The sequence below is a fragment of the [Clostridium] fimetarium genome (genome assembly GCF_900111235.1).
Lineage (GTDB): Bacteria > Bacillota > Clostridia > Lachnospirales > Lachnospiraceae > Clostridium_N > Clostridium_N fimetarium.
In genome coordinates this window covers 63,430-82,121 of the sequence record NZ_FOJI01000001.1, presented here as the reverse complement: position 1 = coordinate 82,121, position 18,692 = coordinate 63,430, and the positions used below count along the sequence as shown (strand labels likewise).

Annotated in this window: 16 protein-coding genes; all 16 read right to left on the bottom strand. The window is 33.8% G+C overall.

Annotation, left to right across the window (positions count from 1 at the left end):
- Positions 1 to 5 precede the first annotated feature (5 nt).
- The gene (locus BMY18_RS00455; RefSeq protein ID WP_092449470.1) at positions 6 to 2,117 is read right to left on the bottom strand and encodes a glycoside hydrolase family 13 protein; all 2,112 of its coding nucleotides are present in this window, start codon (positions 2,115 to 2,117) and stop codon (positions 6 to 8) included.
- Positions 2,118 to 2,536: 419 nt separating this feature from the next.
- Positions 2,537 to 4,363, bottom strand: coding sequence for an ATP-dependent zinc metalloprotease FtsH (gene ftsH / locus BMY18_RS00450; protein ID WP_092449469.1), 1,827 nt, complete (start codon positions 4,361 to 4,363; stop codon positions 2,537 to 2,539).
- Positions 4,364 to 4,414: 51 nt separating this feature from the next.
- Positions 4,415 to 4,942 (bottom strand): hypoxanthine phosphoribosyltransferase, encoded by a 528-nt coding sequence (hpt, locus tag BMY18_RS00445; RefSeq protein ID WP_092449467.1) that lies wholly within the window; start codon positions 4,940 to 4,942, stop codon positions 4,415 to 4,417.
- Between the two features lie 19 nt (positions 4,943 to 4,961).
- Positions 4,962 to 6,386: a tRNA lysidine(34) synthetase TilS gene (gene tilS / locus BMY18_RS00440; protein WP_092449465.1), complete on the bottom strand. Its 1,425-nt coding sequence runs from the start codon at positions 6,384 to 6,386 to the stop codon at positions 4,962 to 4,964.
- A 75-nt stretch (positions 6,387 to 6,461) separates the two neighbouring features.
- Entirely contained in the window at positions 6,462 to 7,592 is a 1,131-nt protein-coding gene (locus tag BMY18_RS00435) for a SpoIIE family protein phosphatase (RefSeq protein WP_092449463.1), read from the bottom strand.
- Between the two features lie 186 nt (positions 7,593 to 7,778).
- Complete coding sequence (locus BMY18_RS00430) at positions 7,779 to 8,039, bottom strand: septum formation initiator family protein (RefSeq protein ID WP_092449461.1); 261 nt, start codon at positions 8,037 to 8,039, stop codon at positions 7,779 to 7,781.
- Positions 8,040 to 8,049: 10 nt separating this feature from the next.
- A complete protein-coding gene (yabQ, locus tag BMY18_RS00425; protein ID WP_092449459.1) occupies positions 8,050 to 8,568 on the bottom strand; it encodes a spore cortex biosynthesis protein YabQ in 519 nt (172 codons plus the stop codon).
- A 6-nt stretch (positions 8,569 to 8,574) separates the two neighbouring features.
- Positions 8,575 to 8,862, bottom strand: coding sequence for a sporulation protein YabP (yabP, locus tag BMY18_RS00420; RefSeq protein ID WP_092449457.1), 288 nt, complete (start codon positions 8,860 to 8,862; stop codon positions 8,575 to 8,577).
- An 83-nt stretch (positions 8,863 to 8,945) separates the two neighbouring features.
- Positions 8,946 to 9,185 carry an RNA-binding S4 domain-containing protein gene (locus BMY18_RS00415; RefSeq protein WP_092449455.1) on the bottom strand — a complete coding sequence of 80 codons (240 nt, stop codon included), beginning with the start codon at positions 9,183 to 9,185 and terminating at the stop codon, positions 8,946 to 8,948.
- A gap of 95 nt (positions 9,186 to 9,280) precedes the next feature.
- On the bottom strand, positions 9,281 to 9,556 hold the full coding sequence (locus BMY18_RS00410; protein WP_092449453.1) for an HU family DNA-binding protein: 276 nt from the start codon (positions 9,554 to 9,556) through the stop codon (positions 9,281 to 9,283).
- Positions 9,557 to 9,581: 25 nt separating this feature from the next.
- Positions 9,582 to 10,391 carry a nucleoside triphosphate pyrophosphohydrolase gene (gene mazG, locus BMY18_RS00405; protein WP_092449451.1) on the bottom strand — a complete coding sequence of 270 codons (810 nt, stop codon included), beginning with the start codon at positions 10,389 to 10,391 and terminating at the stop codon, positions 9,582 to 9,584.
- A gap of 26 nt (positions 10,392 to 10,417) precedes the next feature.
- A complete protein-coding gene (gene spoVT, locus BMY18_RS00400) occupies positions 10,418 to 10,966 on the bottom strand; it encodes a stage V sporulation protein T (protein ID WP_092449449.1) in 549 nt (182 codons plus the stop codon).
- 208 nt (positions 10,967 to 11,174) lie between these two features.
- Positions 11,175 to 12,992 (bottom strand): methyl-accepting chemotaxis protein, encoded by a 1,818-nt coding sequence (locus tag BMY18_RS00395; protein WP_092449447.1) that lies wholly within the window; start codon positions 12,990 to 12,992, stop codon positions 11,175 to 11,177.
- 74 nt (positions 12,993 to 13,066) lie between these two features.
- On the bottom strand, positions 13,067 to 13,729 hold the full coding sequence (locus BMY18_RS00390; protein ID WP_092449445.1) for an HAD family hydrolase: 663 nt from the start codon (positions 13,727 to 13,729) through the stop codon (positions 13,067 to 13,069).
- A 127-nt stretch (positions 13,730 to 13,856) separates the two neighbouring features.
- Positions 13,857 to 14,831 (bottom strand): aldolase catalytic domain-containing protein, encoded by a 975-nt coding sequence (locus BMY18_RS00385; RefSeq protein ID WP_092449443.1) that lies wholly within the window; start codon positions 14,829 to 14,831, stop codon positions 13,857 to 13,859.
- 224 nt (positions 14,832 to 15,055) lie between these two features.
- Positions 15,056 to 18,685 carry a transcription-repair coupling factor gene (gene mfd / locus BMY18_RS00380; protein ID WP_092449441.1) on the bottom strand — a complete coding sequence of 1,210 codons (3,630 nt, stop codon included), beginning with the start codon at positions 18,683 to 18,685 and terminating at the stop codon, positions 15,056 to 15,058.
- Positions 18,686 to 18,692 lie beyond the last annotated feature (7 nt).

Sequence of the window (18,692 nt, the reverse complement as noted above, 5' to 3'; positions counted from 1 at the left end):
TGATACTATTTAATCTTTTTAAGTATCACTGCTGATGTTTTTCTAAGTCCAATTTCCAAATATCCATTTGGGATACTATATCCTAACTTCTCTGTACTATACCCGCCATCATAACTCAAAAAAATCTGCTCAACATCATCATTATATGTTAATCCCAATTCCCAAGCCGGAATCCTTACTTTTCTCTCATCATCACTGTTATTCACAACAATAATAATAACATCAACAGCATCAAACCGTCCATAACTAATTAAATTATTTTCTGCATATAATTGTTTATAGGAGCCGAATCTTAAAGCCTGGTTTTCTTTATGCAACTTGATAACCGCTGTATGAAACCCAATTAGTTCTTCGTCTTCGTTGCCCCAAGGGTAGGTTCTTCTATCATCAGGATCTGTCCATCCGCAAACGCCTGCCTCATCACCATAATATACTGTCGGTGCACCTGGCCAAGTCATCTGCATTACAACTGCTTCTTTAAATACAGCCTTATTAATATTATATTCAGCTGCTTTCGAACCTTTTGACTCTATACGCCCAGTCGTCTTATTCGTTCTTGTAAGAAATCTGGAATGGTCATGATTAGATAATTCATTCATAGCAATTGCAATTGACTGTCCACCTAGTCTAGCCATATTGTGATTCATAGCATCAAAAAATTTGTCTGCATTGCCAAGCATATCTTCTCGAAATTCATCGCTATGCTTCTGCATTCCAGTTAAGAACCATGTTACAGGCTCCATAAATGCATCATAGTTCATAATCGTATCCCATTGATCTCCCTGTAACCAGTCGTAGGAATCACCATAGTTTTCAGCCAAAATAAGTGCATTGGAATTGGCCTCCTTAATCACTTTTCGGAACTTCTTCCAAAAATTATGATTATATTCTTTACTATAACCCAAATCTGCCGCAACATCAAGCCTCCAACCATCTACGTTAAATGGAGGCGACACCCATTTTTTACCAATATTCAAAATATATTCTTCTAACTTTGGAGAAGACTCATAATTTAATTTTGGTAGTGTACAATTTCCCCACCATCCATCATATGATATATTTTCAGGCCATTGGTTATCATAAAACTTAAAGAATGTATGGTATGGACTTTGTTCCTCTATTGAAGCTCCAGCCTGATATTTATCAATACCATTACTATAAATATGTTCCCTATCAAGCCATTTGTTAAATGAGCCGCAGTGATTAAATACACCGTCAATAATCACTTTCATTCCACGACGATGAATTTCTTCTATAAGTTTAACGAACATTGCATTACTTGCTTCAAGATTTTTCTTATTTGTAACTCGATTAATATACATTGAGGCACAAGTATTATCCTGCTCACATGCCCCAAGCACTTCACCCTTTTCTTCTACAATTATGCCAAAATGCGGATCGATATAGTCATAATCTTGTATATCATATTTGTGGTTAGAGGGAGAAACAAATAAAGGATTGAAATATATCGCTTCGACCCCAAGTTTTTGCAGATAATCAAGTTTATTCATAACGCCTTGCAAATCTCCACCATAGAACTCTCTAATTCCAACCTGTTCCGGGTATTTGTTCCAGTCGCTTACTGCATTTACTTGCTTATCCATATATGAATATTCACCATCACGCACATCATTAGAGGTATCACCATTACAAAACCTGTCTACAAAAATCTGATACATAACAATACCTTTAGCCCAATCAGGTGTTTTAAACCCAGGGATAATCTGAAAGTTAAAAGATGCATTCAAATCCTTGGCTACCCCAATTTGATTGTAGTAGCATCTGACTTTTCCGGCTCTTACTTCAAAATAATAATATATTTTATCACTTCCAGTATGGACGCTGGCTTCATAATAGTCAAATATCTCATCCGAATATGCACGTGTCATTTTAATTGAATTATCATTAACAACTATACTTGCTTCGTCTACATTATACTTTGCAGTTCTGAGTCTAATTGTAACCTTCTCATCTACTCCTGGCTCTGTAGGATTCCTGTAAACCGCTGTTGCATCACTAAATAATGCTCTTAAATTTAAAATAGGTCTAACATTAGACATATATAATAATTTCTTTTCTCTATCTGATATGTCATCAAATGACTTAACTACCTTCATGAATATCAACTCCTAAACATCGTAATATATTCATTCTATAACTAATTTTAATATAATTCAACCAAATTGTGCGCATAAGTGATGAGGAAGATGAAAAAAACAGAAAAACGAGGGAATCCAAATTTGCTTGGATTCCCTCGTTTTCTGTTTTTTTCACCTAACAAATACCGCGACAGCTTCCGAAAACTGTCTTTTTTGGAGAAGGTATTTCACTTATTATGGGGTGTAACAAAAAAATATATAATGTATTGGGGGGGGTTTTACAATATTAATTGTAACATTGAGCAACACAAAAGTGTTCACAAATATCACAAATATTCTTACTTAATTTTGTGCATTATGCAATATTTAAAATACAAAAATGTATACAATATGACATTTTCTTCTTATTTTACACGAATCAAATAACTCAAATAATTTTATACCTCAAATAATACCTCAAATTCAGCTCTTGTGATTTTTTCTTTATCTAATAGAAGTGCTGCACATCTGTGTAATACGTTAACGTTTTCTTTAACCATATTTTTCGCTTTCGTGTAACAGTTATCAATAATCGCTTTGACCTCAGAATCTATTTCACCTGCAATGTTTTCGCCATAAGGCCTTGCATGTCCAAGATCTCTGCCGAGGAACACTTCTCCGTCTCCACCACCATTATCATAATTAATAAGTCCTAATTTCTCTGAGAAACCATACTTCGTAACCATTGCTCTTGCCGTTGAAGTTGCAGTCATAATATCTTGTGAAGCGCCTGTAGTGATATCATCAAAAATAAGTTCTTCAGCAACTCTTCCGCCAAATCCAACAATAATATCCTGAAGCATCTTTCCTTTTGTATTAAACATCTCATCTTTTTCAGGAAGTGGCATTGTATAACCTGCCGCGCCCATTCCATTAGGAATAATAGAAATCGAATGAATAGGTCCTACATCTGGTAACAAATGAAATAATATTGCATGACCTGCTTCGTGGTATGCCGTAATCTTTTTTTCTTTATCTGAAATAATCTTACTTCTCTTTTCTGTACCTATTGCAACTTTGACAAATGAATATTCAATGTCTTCGTTAATAATATACTTTCTATCATGTTTCGCTGCACTTATAGCTGCTTCATTCAGAAGATTTTCCAAATCCGCGCCTGTAAATCCAGCAGTCGTTCTTGCAAGTGTTTCAAGATTAACGTTATCACCAAGTGGCTTCGAATTCGAATGTACTTGTAATATTTCCAATCGACCTTGCACATCAGGCTTTCCAACAAGAACTTTTCTATCAAACCGACCTGGTCGTAGTATTGCAGGATCTAAAATATCTACTCGATTCGTAGCTGCAATAACGATAATTCCTTCATTAATTCCAAATCCATCCATCTCTACAAGCATCTGGTTTAATGTCTGTTCTCTTTCATCATGACCACCGCCCATACCAGTTCCTCTTCTACGGGCAACCGCATCTATTTCGTCTATAAATACAATACAAGGTGCGTTTTTCTTAGCTTCTTCAAATAAATCTCTTACTCTTGAAGCACCAACTCCAACAAACATTTCAACGAAATCGGAACCTGAAATACTAAAAAATGGTACTCCAGCTTCTCCCGCTACTGCTTTCGCAAGTAATGTTTTACCTGTTCCTGGAGGGCCTGTAAGAATGATACCTTTCGGAATTCTAGCACCAAGTTCTGTATACTTTTTCGGATTTTTAAGAAAATCTACTACTTCCACGAGTTCTTCTTTTTCCTCTTGTAAACCAGCTACATCTGAGAATTTGACTTTCTTTGATAAATCATTAATCATCTTCGCTTTACTTTTTCCAAAATTCATCATCTTAGAATTACTACCACCAGCATTTTGTCGTGACATCATCAAGAAAATGAATATTACAGCTGCCAATCCAATTGCGCACGGTAAGACAATGGTAATCCAAATACTATCGCGCGTCACATCATTAATTTCATAAACAATTCCCTTATCCGCAAATAAGTTCTTTATCTCCTTAACATCCGGCACATACAAGACTTTTCTTGTGTATTCACCGGTTTTAAGTTCAATTGTAAGAACGCCTGTTGGGACTTCTTTATTCTGACCAATTGTTACTTTACTTATATTATCATTCTCAATATCTTGTGTCATCTCCTGGGGGGTATATTGCTCATTTTTCAAATTGGTATGTCTCACAGCAAAATATGCTGCAATAAAAAGGACAATAACGAGAAAATATATTCCCATTCCGCCTAGTTTATTCTTATTCATCTGTTACCTCCTAAATCTTTTTTAGTTATTAACTTACATATTTAATAAATATTATAAATGCACTACTCCAATATATGGTAGATTTCTATACTTCTGGTCATAATCAAGTCCATAACCAACTACGAATTTATCTGGAATCTGAAATCCATTATAATCAACTTGAATTCCAAACTCTCTTCTTTCTGGTTTATCTAACATCGTACATAATTTCAAGCTATTAGGCTTTCTATCTTTGAGCATTGGAATAAGAAAGCTAAGTGTTCTTCCTGAATCTATAATATCTTCAATTACAATAACATCTTTTCCCTCAATACTCTCATCTAGTTCTTTCTTAATATTAATGCTACCACTAGATACTGTTCCACTTCCATAACTTGAAACAGAAATAAAATCGAGTGTCACAGGAACTGTTATTCTTTTCGCTAACTCGCATGTAAAAAATATACTTCCTTTTAAAATGCAAATTAAATGAACACATTTCCCTTCATAATCTTTGCTTATTTTTGTACCTAATTCTAGAATTTTATTGTCTAATTCCTCTTCAGAAATCAAGACACTTATATCATGCTCTAGTTTCATTTTTGTTATCCTCCGCGCTTTAATATATCTTTACTTGTAAAAATTTCTTTGTCATATTTTCTATTTTATAACCTTCACTCATCCTAAATCCAACAATCCATAAAATGCAGTTACCATCGGCTAACAAAAGCACTCTGTCTCGGTAATCCCTAGGCACTTTAGAGTCAATAAAAAAGTCTTTTAGTTTCTTGTTACCACCGTTTTTATCGATTTGTATGTAATCTCCAGTTTGTCTTGTCCTAAATTGAAGAGTAAATTTTATTTTATCATAATCAAACACTTTCGTATAGTCATTTCCTATGATTTCTTTTAATTCATCTAATTTGCAGAACTCTGCTTCATGAAACCTCATAAAACTTTCTTCTTTCACATAATAACTATCTTGGATAAAAACAGTAGTTTTTTCTTCAATAACAATATCTTTAGATTCATTTTTATAAGTGTATTTTTCATGATTCGATTTATTTTGAATCATGATTTCGTTGTATCCACGTTTTGCGACAATTCCATAGGCTACATCAACTTGGCTTCCTACTTGCTTATTCTCTAATGCAAGGATTGATTCAATATGAATTTTGTATACATCTTTTAGTTTTCCAGCTAATTCATCTATTACTTTTCTAATTATATATTTCTTAATTATAATATCATTTTCAGAAAATAAGGAGATATTAATTGTATGTGTATTGTCCTCATTTATGTTATCACATTTACTTTTGGCAACTATTGCTTGACGATTAATATAGCTTTCGGCCTCACTTATCATTTGTGCCATTCCACAAATGTTTTCAACGCAATGTTGATTCACGTTCTCTTCAAGATAAGGAAATACAACATTTCTCAAACGATTTCTAGTGTAATCATTGTCAAGATTCGTACTATCTGTTCTAAACGGCTGCCCTTTCGTTTGAAGATAATGTTCTATTTCACATCTTCGAACACAAAGTAAAGGTCGGATAATATTATCTCTGACCGGTTGCATACCACAAACCCCTTTGATGCCGCTGCCCCTGAACACATTCATAAGAATAGTCTCCCCTTGGTCGTCCATATGATGTGCAACTGCAATTTTGCCTGCGCTTCCACCTACAGATTGTGAGAGTACTTCTTCAAATATTCTATACCTTGCTTTTCTGCCTGCTTCTTCTACTGAAATCTTGTCTTGCTCCGCCATCTTTTTCACATCTACAGCGAATGGCTTAAACTCAACTTCCAATTTTTCACATAACACTCTTACAAATTCTTGATCCATATCTGATTCATAACCACGTATGCAGTGATTAATATGTACAACAATGATAAAAAAATCAATATTTTCCTGCAATTCCTTTAAAATTCTCAAAAGGCACACAGAATCAGCACCACCAGATACCCCAACCACTATGGTGTCTTGTGATGCTATCATATTATTTTTTATCATAAATTGATGAATTCTGTCTAACATATTAACTCCTATTTGCCATACGGATGTAATTCGTATTTTTTTACTGTATTTAAAATCAAAATTATTATTTATATACTAATATACTTTCCTATATGTGTCAAACACACCTGCAACAATTACTGTCATATCATCTTTTGCGATCATAGAATTATACTCCAATGACTTTTGTAGTATTTCTTGTGCAATTAAATCTGGAACCTTCACATCTATTTCTGCGATTATTTCCACTAATTTCTGCTCTTTATCAATAAATGGCAGATTTTCCAAAACTCCGTCGCTTACCATAATTACATAATCCCCATCATATAATTTCTTGACCGCATTATCGAAGTCCACTTGTTCAAATACGCCAATTGGAAGTGTGGTAGATTTTATAATTTCAACCCATCCATCACGCTTTATAAATGTTGAAGCCGCCCCTAGCTTTATACAATTTAACACTCCAAGATATCTATCGATAACGCACATGTCTACCACAATAGGATTCCTTATTAATTCTCCATTTGAGAATACCGAATTAATTAATCCAATCGTAAGTCTTTCATCAAATCCGGCCTCAAGGCACTGTTCAACCAATTCAATCACTGTTTCACTTTCACAATATGCTCTTTTCCCAGCACCCATTCCATCTACAAGTGTAGCCACAACTCGTCCACATTCAAGCTGTGCCATTGAGAAGTTATCCCCAGATACGTTCATCTTATCCATATTTGACTTTGCATTCCCAAAAAGAACCTTAAATCTTGGTACTTCAATAAATATATATTCGCAGCATTCATCACTTACAATGCTTCTATTATTATCACTGGAGTAAAAATCAGTTTCAAAATACTTGTTTATCTCAATTGCTATATCCTTCGTAGTAACACATCCCCTTTTCGCTGTTTTAGCCTGAATTACTATTTCCTTCCTATTGAGTCCCCTTTCAAATACGTGAAGCCACTCTACTTTTACCCCCTTTGATAATAGCCCTCGAATTATATCATTTTCATGCCCTTTACTTAAGTATATAATTTTTGTACTTGACCCACAACATTCTTCCAATACATTTGCCATTACATATAGTTGCTCTGTAATTGCAGGTAATGCACTGCAATCGCTTTGCATATCTTCATAAGTTTCCCCTAACTTTCGAAATGTTCTAGCCGTTTCAGTAAGCCTTGTCATTGAGTACGCCAAATTATAGCGCTCTAATTCTGCTTTCATTTATTGCCCCCTTTAAAATCCTGGTAGTAATGCAACATTATAGATTGTTAGTCCCTATTATTTTGTCAAAGAAACGTTGCATTTTGTAAAAATTTTTCGACAATTAATTTCATATTGAAAATTAAAAAAGATGCCTAAAATATAGACACCTTACTATTATCAATTTAAATTTTTATCCTAACCAAGTTAATTGCTACTGGATGGTTTAAATACCAACTCATCTGGATATATCAGATTATACCTTTTCGCAACTTCTTCAACGTATTTCTTCGTTTTTATATATTTTTTGTATTCTTCAAGTGAAATACTTCTTGCTTCTTGTTCTTCAATTTTCTGCGACAATTCTTGTCCCTTAGCCACATACACGCTTTCCTTTTCAACCAATGTCTGTTTTCCATTCCAAATGACAATACTGAGCAAAAAAACAACAGCTATCGCAGAAAACATAGCAATCGCATTAGAGCGCTTTTGTCTTTTTATTCTTAATTCTCTGCTCCTCTTTGTCTCGTATTTTCTCATCTGATTGATTACCTACCTTTTTCAATCTTCGTTTCTCTTTTTTTTGAAACTTAGATTTATTTATTCTTATTGTAAATGATTTACATAATTTTTTCAATGGATTTATAACTATTTTCAAAGCTATTTTTATCGACATTCTCTTTAAAATTATAAGCAATTTCGATATATATTTTACTATGTAATAGCTAACCGTATATTGATACATTACACTTCCAAGACCAAACGCAATAAGTGCAAAGCTTCTTATTATCCCGTCATTTACCATGAATATGACATGAAACATTGCAAACCCGCATATCATCCAAAACAAGATATCTTCAACTGCAAGCCAAGCAACTTTTCTATGAATCATAACTCTTCTAAAAATCCTTAATCCATCGTAAACGATAGACAAAATCATTCCCCACATTACTGCAATTGCAAAGAATTTCCATTCCCATGTTATTAGCTCACTCATATGTTATCACTTGAACATTCGATTAATGAATGATTCACCCTTTTTAGTGTAGCTACTAATATCTGAATAATTGATTCCATCTAACTTCCCATCAATGTCAACTTCGCCCTTTTCAACAGATAATCGATTCACATGTAAATTGCTTCCTTTTATTGTTATCATCCCATAATCGGTTTCTAAAAGAATCGTGTTTAGATCAAATGAAATAACATCATTAACGCCGGTAATTTCAGCTTTCCTTCTGTTGTCTGTCATTATCTTATGAGACTTTGCAGTTTTTATTTTTTCGTCCATCAGATACCTCCCGCAATCGCAATAATTTGTCTTATTAAATATATTGTTATTAGTGAGAAAATATACTATAAACGTTTCCATTTCTATAAATATTTGTACATCTCTTTTGCTTCGTCTTTCTTGGTCGTATCTTTTATATCTGTAACTTCTACTTTTACTGATTTTGTGCCAAAAAGTACCTCAATCAAATCGCCCTCTTTGACGTCTGTTGATGCTTTTGCTACTTTATCATTTATCATTACTCGTCCAGCATCGCATGCATCATTTGCTACAGTTCTTCTTTTAATTAACCTTGATACTTTCAAATATTTATCTAATCTCATATATTATTTAATCTCCCATACTAATTATTTTTCTAATTAAAATATCCCAACACCATAAATTGCGTATTGGGATATTATCAACTAGTTAAAAGTCATTAATTATTAACTGTTTCCTTCAAAGATTTACCAGCTTTAAACTTTGGTGCCTTTGATGCAGGAATGTCAATTGCGTTTCCTGTCTGTGGATTCTTTCCAGTTCTTGCTGCTCTGTCAGATACTTCAAATGTACCAAATCCAACTAACTGAATCTTTTCACCCTTTTTTAGCTCTTCACTTACTACATCAATAAATGCCTTTAAAGCCATCTCACTATCTTTCTTTGTTAATTGAGTCTTCTCAGCAATTGCAGCCACTAATTCTGTTTTATTCATTCGAAATGATTCCTCCTCAAATATATTATTTGTAGGTACTACACCTAATAACTTTATTTATATACTCTTCAGTGGCTTTTGTCAAGGATTTTTCAGCATTCTCGCCCATTTCACTTGATAATTTAACCACCTCAAATATTAGATTTCCTACCAAGTTTTGGCTGTTATTTTTATCCGAATTATTTTCTTGCTGAATTTCATACTGACTTATTAATCGCTTTATATTTTTCACAGTAGATGTCGAATCGTTATCAGCCTTATATTCTTTAATAGCCTTTTTTTGAACTTTCTGTGCACGTATTATTGCCGGAAATGATTTTGGAATTTTCTTAAGTTCATGCAATGCGTCTCCACTATTTTGAAGTGATGCCTCAACCTTTTCTTTTTGCTTAATTGACTCCCAATTACGAAGTCCATCATTTGCATCCTTAGCTGGCTCACCCTCACCAAAAACATGCGGATGACGCCTTACTAATTTCTTAGCGAGCTCATTAATCACATCATCAAGAGTGAATTCTTGTTCTTCCCTTGCTATCTGTGCATGTAGCAAGACCTGTAACATTACATCTCCAAGTTCTTCTCTTAAATTTAAAACATCTTTATTTTCAACCGCTTCGATGACTTCATAACATTCCTCAATCAAACAACTGCGCATAGTTTCGTGTGTCTGCTCTCTGTCCCACGGACAGCCATCAGTATCACGTAACTTCTTAACAATTGCAAGTAAATCTTCCCATAGATAGTTTTCTTTAACATACTCCATATTTCTTGCTTTCGAGTTTTGCTGTAAAATCAATTTATCTACCAAATCGTCTGTAGAAATGTTGTTGCTCATCTGAGCTGTCCTCTTTTCGTACTAATTTATGCTTCCATCTGTCTTCCTAAAAATCCGGATGCTGACTGAGCTAGCTTTAACTCCATCTCGCCAAATTTAATTTTTGCATCTTTTGTCATAATTATTACGGCTCCAATGGCATCACCTTCGGAAATGATTGGGCTAACAATTTGTGACTTATATTCTTCTGTATCTTCGCTTGATATAACAATGAATTTTTTATCATCAGATGCAGCTAATATATTTTCTCTTCCATCAATTGCGCTCTCGAGACCTCTACTAATCGGTTTTGATAACAAATCCTTCTTTGGAGCTCCTGACACTGCTATTACTTGATCTCTATCTGTCACACACACGATATATCCTGTTGTTTGTGCTAATGAATCAGCATATTGTTTAGCAAATAAACCTAATTCTCCGATAGGAGAGTATTTCTTAAGTATTATCTCTCCTTCTCTATCTGTAAAGATTTCTAGCGGATCGCCTTCTCTAATTCTAAGTGTTCTTCTAATTTCCTTTGGAATGACCACGCGTCCGAGATCGTCAATCCTTCTAACGATTCCTGTTGCTTTCATAAAAATTCCTCCTGTATTTATTTATACGATTTTTGAATTTCCATTTACAAATATTGGTTGTTGAAATTCTCAATGTATAGATTTGTAGTTATTATCTGTAAATACTTGGGAAATATTCATCAATTTATCTGAAATAAAATTTTATAATTAATTCAACTTACTATTAAACATATACCTCATAAAATCAATTTTATATTACTAATATATTTTATATTTTATCAAAAATGTCAACTTCATCCTTCAACGCTACACTAATTTCTTGATTATTTCTAGCTTGATCATTAATAAGTTTCATGGCAAATACTAATTCACTAGATACACCAGCCGCATTAGTTATGCCCTTTGTACTCTCATCTATAGTATTAACGATCTCACCAATTCCCGTATTCATTTCACCCATTGTGATTTCAAGAGTTGATGCATTTTTTGAAAATTCCTCAAGTATTTTATAAATGCTAACTGAATCATTTCGATAATGTTCAGCGGTATCTACAAACATATCATAATCGTTTAGGACGCTTATGTCTACAAAATTTAACATTTTTTTTGCATCTTCTGCCAATTTTTGAACACTTTCGGTTACCAAGTGACTAATATTTTGTATGTTATTTGCTGAATTTCTACTGTTTTCTGCAAGACTTCTTATTTCATCTGCAACAACCGCAAACCCTCTACCTGCCTCGCCAGCTCTAGCCGCTTCAATTGAAGCATTCAATGCCAGAAGATTTGTTTGAGATGAAATATCTAATATTTCTTTTGTAAGCTCTTGAATCTTTATAACCGATTTGCTTTTTTCGATAGATTCATTTAGTACTTCTTTCATTCCTGATATCATTTTGTTCGTCTTATTTTTGCCATTTTCTGCATTTGTGCGATATTCCTCTGAACGATTCTGAATTTCACCAGAAAGATTTTGTCCATCGTTCACCTGTTTTGTTATATAAACAATTGAATCAAATACATTACTTACCCCAGTACTTAATTGTTCTACTGTAGCTGATATTTCTTCCATTCCCGCTGCAAGTTCCTCCATTGTTGAAGAAACCTCATTCACATTTTCTTCAGAAGTTATGACTTGAGATATCACTGTTTCCACTGAGCTTTCAAGATTTTCCGATTTAATTTGAATCTTTTGCATAATGCCTTGAAGTCTTTCCAGAAAAGTATTCATACCTACAACCAATCGCCCGACTTCATCTTTGGATTTAACAGAAATTCTTTTCGTTAAATCACCTTTACCATTATCAATTTCATCTATAATCATATTTAATTGTTGATTCGCTGATTTTATTGGTCTTACTACAGTTATTACCGTTACTACAATAATCACTATACCCATTATGATAAGTACAAAAAATAATATATTATTTAATGTTGTTGAAACTTGGTATTGCTGCGTTAACTGTTGTGAAGCAGAATCAACTTGTCCATAAATAAGAGAATATAACGCTTCGTATGATGCATCCAATTCATCAGTCATATTCTGCATGTTATCAGTTGTTCCAACTGATTGTGTTGTGGTTGTGTTTGTATTTGCTGCATCTGAAGTTGTTGTATTTGTATTTGCTGCATCTGAAGTTGTTGTATTTGCTGCATCTGTAGTTCCAGTCGCATTGGATGTATCTGTGGTACTAGTAGGCACCATTGCACCGGGTCCCGCTGCTGCCATTGCCTTAACATTTTCATAATATGCGTTGTATGCTGTTTCATAAGATTGTAATGCAGTTGACATCTCTGGCATATTAAATTTATCGACAATTTCTTTTAACTGTGTAAATTTATTCTCTAAAGCTTGCTCTTCTTCCGCACTATCGGTTGAAGAACTATTTACAAACTTCTGAACACGCTCTACGCTTCTAGCCGTATCCGCCAAAATGCTAACTGCATCCATACAATCAGTTGCTATAACCTGTGCCTTTGTGTTCATATTATTGATAGAACTTGACCCTAATACATTACTTAACAAGCCTGCCAATAATAAGATGGCTACTAATCCTAAGATTTTTATAGTGATACTTTTTTTCATCGAAATATTCTCCTTTGTTAATTTATTTACAATATAAACATTTATTGTGATGTCTTTATGGTAAATAAATGTAGCTAATGTGAACACTCAGATCGAATCCATTCAGCTACTTCATTCAAATCTGCTTTTTTCGCAAATAGCAAATCATCAACTTCGGAGGTATCCTTAATTAAATCAGGAACCATTACTGGCATCATTTTGGCCGCATATGCAGCTTTAATTCCATTAAATGAATCTTCTAATGCAATTGCGTTTTTGGGATTAACACCTATTACTTCACATGCTTTCAAATAAATCTCTGGTGATGGTTTCGCCTGGGTTACCATATCCCCGCATATAAACGCTTGAAAATATGATGTGACATTCTTAGCTTCCAGGTTCTTCATGGCACTTTCCCTACCAGTTGAAGTCGCAACTGCCATAGGGATGCCAAGTTGTTTCAAAGTCTCAAGCAATTCATAAAGGCCTGGCTTTGCATCTATTCCATGCACATTTACATATTCATAATATTCTTTTCTATAATCTCGAAGAAACTCCTGAAATGGGAATTCTTTTCCGTATTTACCCATAAAATATTCTTCTCTTCTAACTACGTCAAGTCCCATTGTATGATATATATCTTCTCCAAGGTCAGCATATCCCATGCGTTTCCCCACAATATTCCATGAATTCTGAACGATTCTTTCCGTGTCTATCATAAGCCCATCCATATCAAAGATAACTGCATCGATTTCCATATTTTAAGTCTCCTAACTTTTCAGCATTTTGCTGATTATATCACAATCTCATCAAAAAAAACAAATGCAAGTAATACATATTAATGTATTTACCTGCATTTGCTTTCTATTGTTCCCATAGTACACATTATTCCAAGTCTAACAATGCTTGATAGAAATTCCCATAATCAACCTTTTTATCTGAAATAAATTGAATTGCCGACCTTGGATGCTGATTCAAGCAACCCGTTAGCATGTAAGGAATATCGTAACCCCAAACCAATCCTTCTTCTTTTAACTTCATTATATCATTTTCAATAAATTCAATTACTGCTTGAAGTTTGTATTTCGGATTTTTTAGAAATCCCATAATTAATTCCATTGGACAATTTCCTGCTCCACGCCCAAGACTGCTCATCGTTGCATCTAGATAACTAACACCCATTCTGGCCACTTCTATTGTATTTGCAAATGCTAACTGCTGATTGTTATGCGCATGAATACCAATCTTTTTATTATATTTTTCAGCTACTTTCAAGTACTGATCTGCAAACTTTTCAATCTGTTCTGGGTACAATGAACCATAACTGTCTACAAGATAGATTACATCCGTCTTACTTTGTCCTAACAATTCAAGTGCAATATTAATATCACTTTCACTTGATGTTGATATTGCCATTACATTCACGCAAGTTTCATATCCCATCTGCGAACAGTAATTAACCATCTCAATAGCTGCCGGAATCGTATTAATATATGTTGCAACTCGAATTAAATCGATGACACTATCTTCTTTTTTTATAATATCTTTTTTAAAATCAGTTCTACCCACATCTGCCATTACAGAAATTTTTAAATCGGTATCATTGACTCCGACAATTTCACGAATGGAGGATTCATCACAAAACTTCCACTTCCCAAATTTATTAATATCAAATATATCTTTTGAAGATTTATATCCAAACTCCATATAATCTACGCCAGCATCTATATTAGTATGATATAGATGCTTAACAAATTCATCTTCAAAATAGAAGTTATTAACTAAGCCTCCATCGCGTACAGTACAATCCACTACTTTAATATCTGGTCTAAATGATATCTGATCACCTTTATTACTCACTATATTTTCCTCCTAATGCTTACTATAATATTAAATTCAACTGACTTTAACCTTACAAATAGCTCCAAGCTTTTGTTTTAAGCTTTTGCTTCAAGCTTTACTTTATTGCTTTAAAGTTTTACACTTTGACGTGTTGAAGTCTTAATATATTTATTATAGCAGAAAAATTATGAATAGCAAGGTGTTTTTGGTTATTTTTAAATTTTATAATTGATACCTATAATTTAATCTTTAAGCACTTGAGACATTTTATTAAGAAGTTCCTTCAGTGCATTCATATATTCTTGTGCGTCTTTACATTTTTTCTTATTAACCGTATACGAAAAGAAAGGATCCTTATCCACTGTAAATCTCAGTTCCCTATCATATTCTTTTATCAGTTCTGGAATATTAGCAGCGTTTACATCTGCTTGAGGAAACATCTTAATCACTGTCATCCAATTAGTACCTGCTAATCCACCTTTTATCTCAATAACACCAAAACTATGTGCGATTGATTTTATTAATGCAATATTTAACAAGTTCATCGCTGATTTCGGTAGTTCACCAAATCGATCCATAAGTTCATCCTGAATATCCATAAGTTCTTCATTCGTTTCAATTCCTGCGATTCTCTTATAGATGTCAAGCTTTTGAAACTCACTTCTTATATACGTCGCTGGTATAAATGCATCCACATTTATATCAACCGTGGTTTGAAATAAATTATCGTTTACAATTCCTTTCAGTTCATTTACCGCTTCATTGAGCATTTTGCAGTACAAATCATAGCCTACCGCTTCCATATGACCATGCTGTTTTTGCCCAAGGACATTACCTGCTCCTCTGATTTCAAGATCTTTCATGGCAATCTTAAACCCAGATCCCAAATCAGTAAATTCTTTGATCGCATGCAATCGCTTCTCTGCCACTTCTTTCAGCATTTTATCTCTTTTATATAATAAAAATGCATAAGCAGTACGGTTAGATCGTCCAACTCGGCCTCGAAGCTGATATAACTGCGATAGGCCAAACTTGTCTGAATCCTCTATAATCATTGTATTTACATTAGAAATGTCAAGCCCAGTCTCAATAATTGTTGTTGAAACCAATACATCTATCTCACCATTAATAAATTCATACATGATTTTTTCTAGTGTATGTTCGTCCATCTGACCATGTGCGAACTCAACAATTGCTCCTGGGACTAATGCCTTAATATGTGATGCTGCTTCATCAATTGACTTAACGCGATTATAGACGTAGTACACCTGTCCACCCCTACTGATTTCACGGTTAATTGCCTCTCTAATCATTTCATCATTATGTTCCGTAACAAATGTCTGAATAGGCAATCTGTCAACGGGCGGTTCTTCAAGAACACTCATATCCCTAATTCCTACAAGGCTCATATGAAGAGTTCTAGGAATTGGCGTTGCACTCAATGTAAGAACATCAACATTTTCTTTCATCTTCTTAATCTTTTCTTTATGTGTTACACCAAATCGTTGTTCCTCATCAATAATCAGTAGTCCCAAATCTTTATATACAATATCTTTTGATAACAGGCGATGCGTTCCTATTACAATATCTACAAATCCTTTTTTCAAATCTTCAAGCGTCTCTCGAATCTCTTTTGCAGTCTTAAACCTAGACAGAAGTGCCACTTTAATCGGAAAGTCCTTCATTCTTTGTTCAAATGTATTAAAATGCTGCTGCGCAAGTATCGTTGTAGGAACAAGATATGCCACTTGCTTTCCTTCTTGGACTGCCTTAAAAGCTACTCTTATCGCAATTTCAGTCTTGCCATATCCAACATCACCACAAATAAGACGATCCATGATTTTTTTACTTTCCATGTCACGCTTGGAATCTTCAATTGCAGTAATCTGATCATCTGTCTCCTCATAAGGAAATGTTTCTTCGAATTCCTTCTGCCATACTGTATCCTTACCAAATTGATAGCCGATTTGTTGTTGCCTTTTTGCATACAATTCAACTAAATCTTTTGCAATGATTTCAACCGCTCCATGTACTTTTTCTTTTGTCTTACTCCATTCGGCACTTCCTAGCTTATTCAGTTTTGGTTTTCTAGCATCAGCCCCTGCAAATTTTTGAAGCATATCAAGTTGTGTTGCAAGAATATACAAATTACCATTATGTGAATACTCTATTTTGATATAATCCTTCTCAATATTTTCAACTGTAACCTTTTCAATACCTCGGTAGATACCTAGCCCATGATTTTCATGCACTACATAATCACCGACAGATAAGTCATTAAAAGCTGCGATTGCCTTACCTTCATATTTTTTCTTTTTCTTTTTTTCTTTTGTTATTCTTCCAAATATATCAGATTCTGCAATCACAACAAATTTAAGTAGTGGGTACTCAAATCCTCTATGTATATTTCCATATGTGACCATTATTTCGCCATCTGCAATCAATTTATTAAAGTCCTCGCTAAAATAGGAAGATAACTCATACTCTCTTAAATCTGCTGCAAGTCTTTGTGCCCTAATTCTAGAATTAGATACAACAATAACCTTATACTTAGACTTTTTATACTTTTTTAAGTCTTCTACAAGGAATTCAAATCGATTATTATATAAACTTACACTTTTACAATCTATTCTAAATGTTTCTTCAATGTCTATTAGTTCTGGCTTGTACTCCAACGTTGTAAGCACCAAAAACTTTCTAGCATTCAGTTTTGCATATATTTCCCTAGTACTATATAGCAGGTTACTTTGACTTGGCAAAATGTATCCATTTGTAAGCCTGTTTATCATACTTTCACTAAATTCAAGCTCTACTAAATCCATTTTATCTTTTAATCTATTCGGTTCATCTACCACGAACAGCGTATCTTCTCTATCAAAATAATCCAAAAATGAAACTGTAGTTTTTGCAAATGAGTGTAAATATCTTTCACATCCAATTGACTCATCAAATTCGTTTATTTCTCTTTCCAATCTCTTAGCAGCCTCAATATTACCTTCTTTTTTCAGTACTGCCATCTGGTTCTTTAGTTCCGTATTTATAGAAATGATACCATCTTGAATTTCATTTTCTGTCAATATCACTTCACATGCCGGATATATTTCCACTTTTTCTAATCGTTCAACTGACCTCTGGCTTTCAACATCAAATGCTCTTATAGAATCTATTTCATCATCCCACAGCTCAATTCGAATTGGCGCTGCTTCTGTTAATGGAAATATATCAATAATTCCGCCTCTAATTGCAAATTGACCATTTCCATTCACTTGGCCCATCCGTTCATAGCCTAATCTCACTAATATTTTTTTCAGTTTTTCAACATCGACAATTGCTCCCTCTTCAAATGTTAGGATGTTCTTTTGAATTGTTTCCAACGGCATTAACATCTCTGCACAGCCATCTATAGTCGTAACTACTGTCAATGTATCCTTATAACCATTTGTAGTGTCTGTATTGCCTGTAATGTCTGTAATGTCTGTATTGTCTGTATTGTCTGTATTGTCTGTATTGTCTGTATTGTCTGTATCATCTGTAGCTCTTCTATTATTTATAATTTGTTTGATTACTTCTACTCGCTCTTTGACGATTACATTTCCATGAACATCTGCGCTATAAAAAATGAAATCCTTTGCAGGATAATAGACAGTATTTTTATTATAAAATCTGCAGTCATCAAATATTTCTCTGGCTTTTGTTTCATCATAAGTAATTATTACCCTGCATTTTGCTTTTTGACCGAGCGCATTTACCAAATGTGCTTTTTCCGAATCAATGCACCCACTTATCATTGCAGTTTTTCCTTGAGTATCTAATAAATTTATTATACTCTTATAGCCTGCCAAATCTTCTATGGGCTCAAAAAATGTTCTCATATTCTAC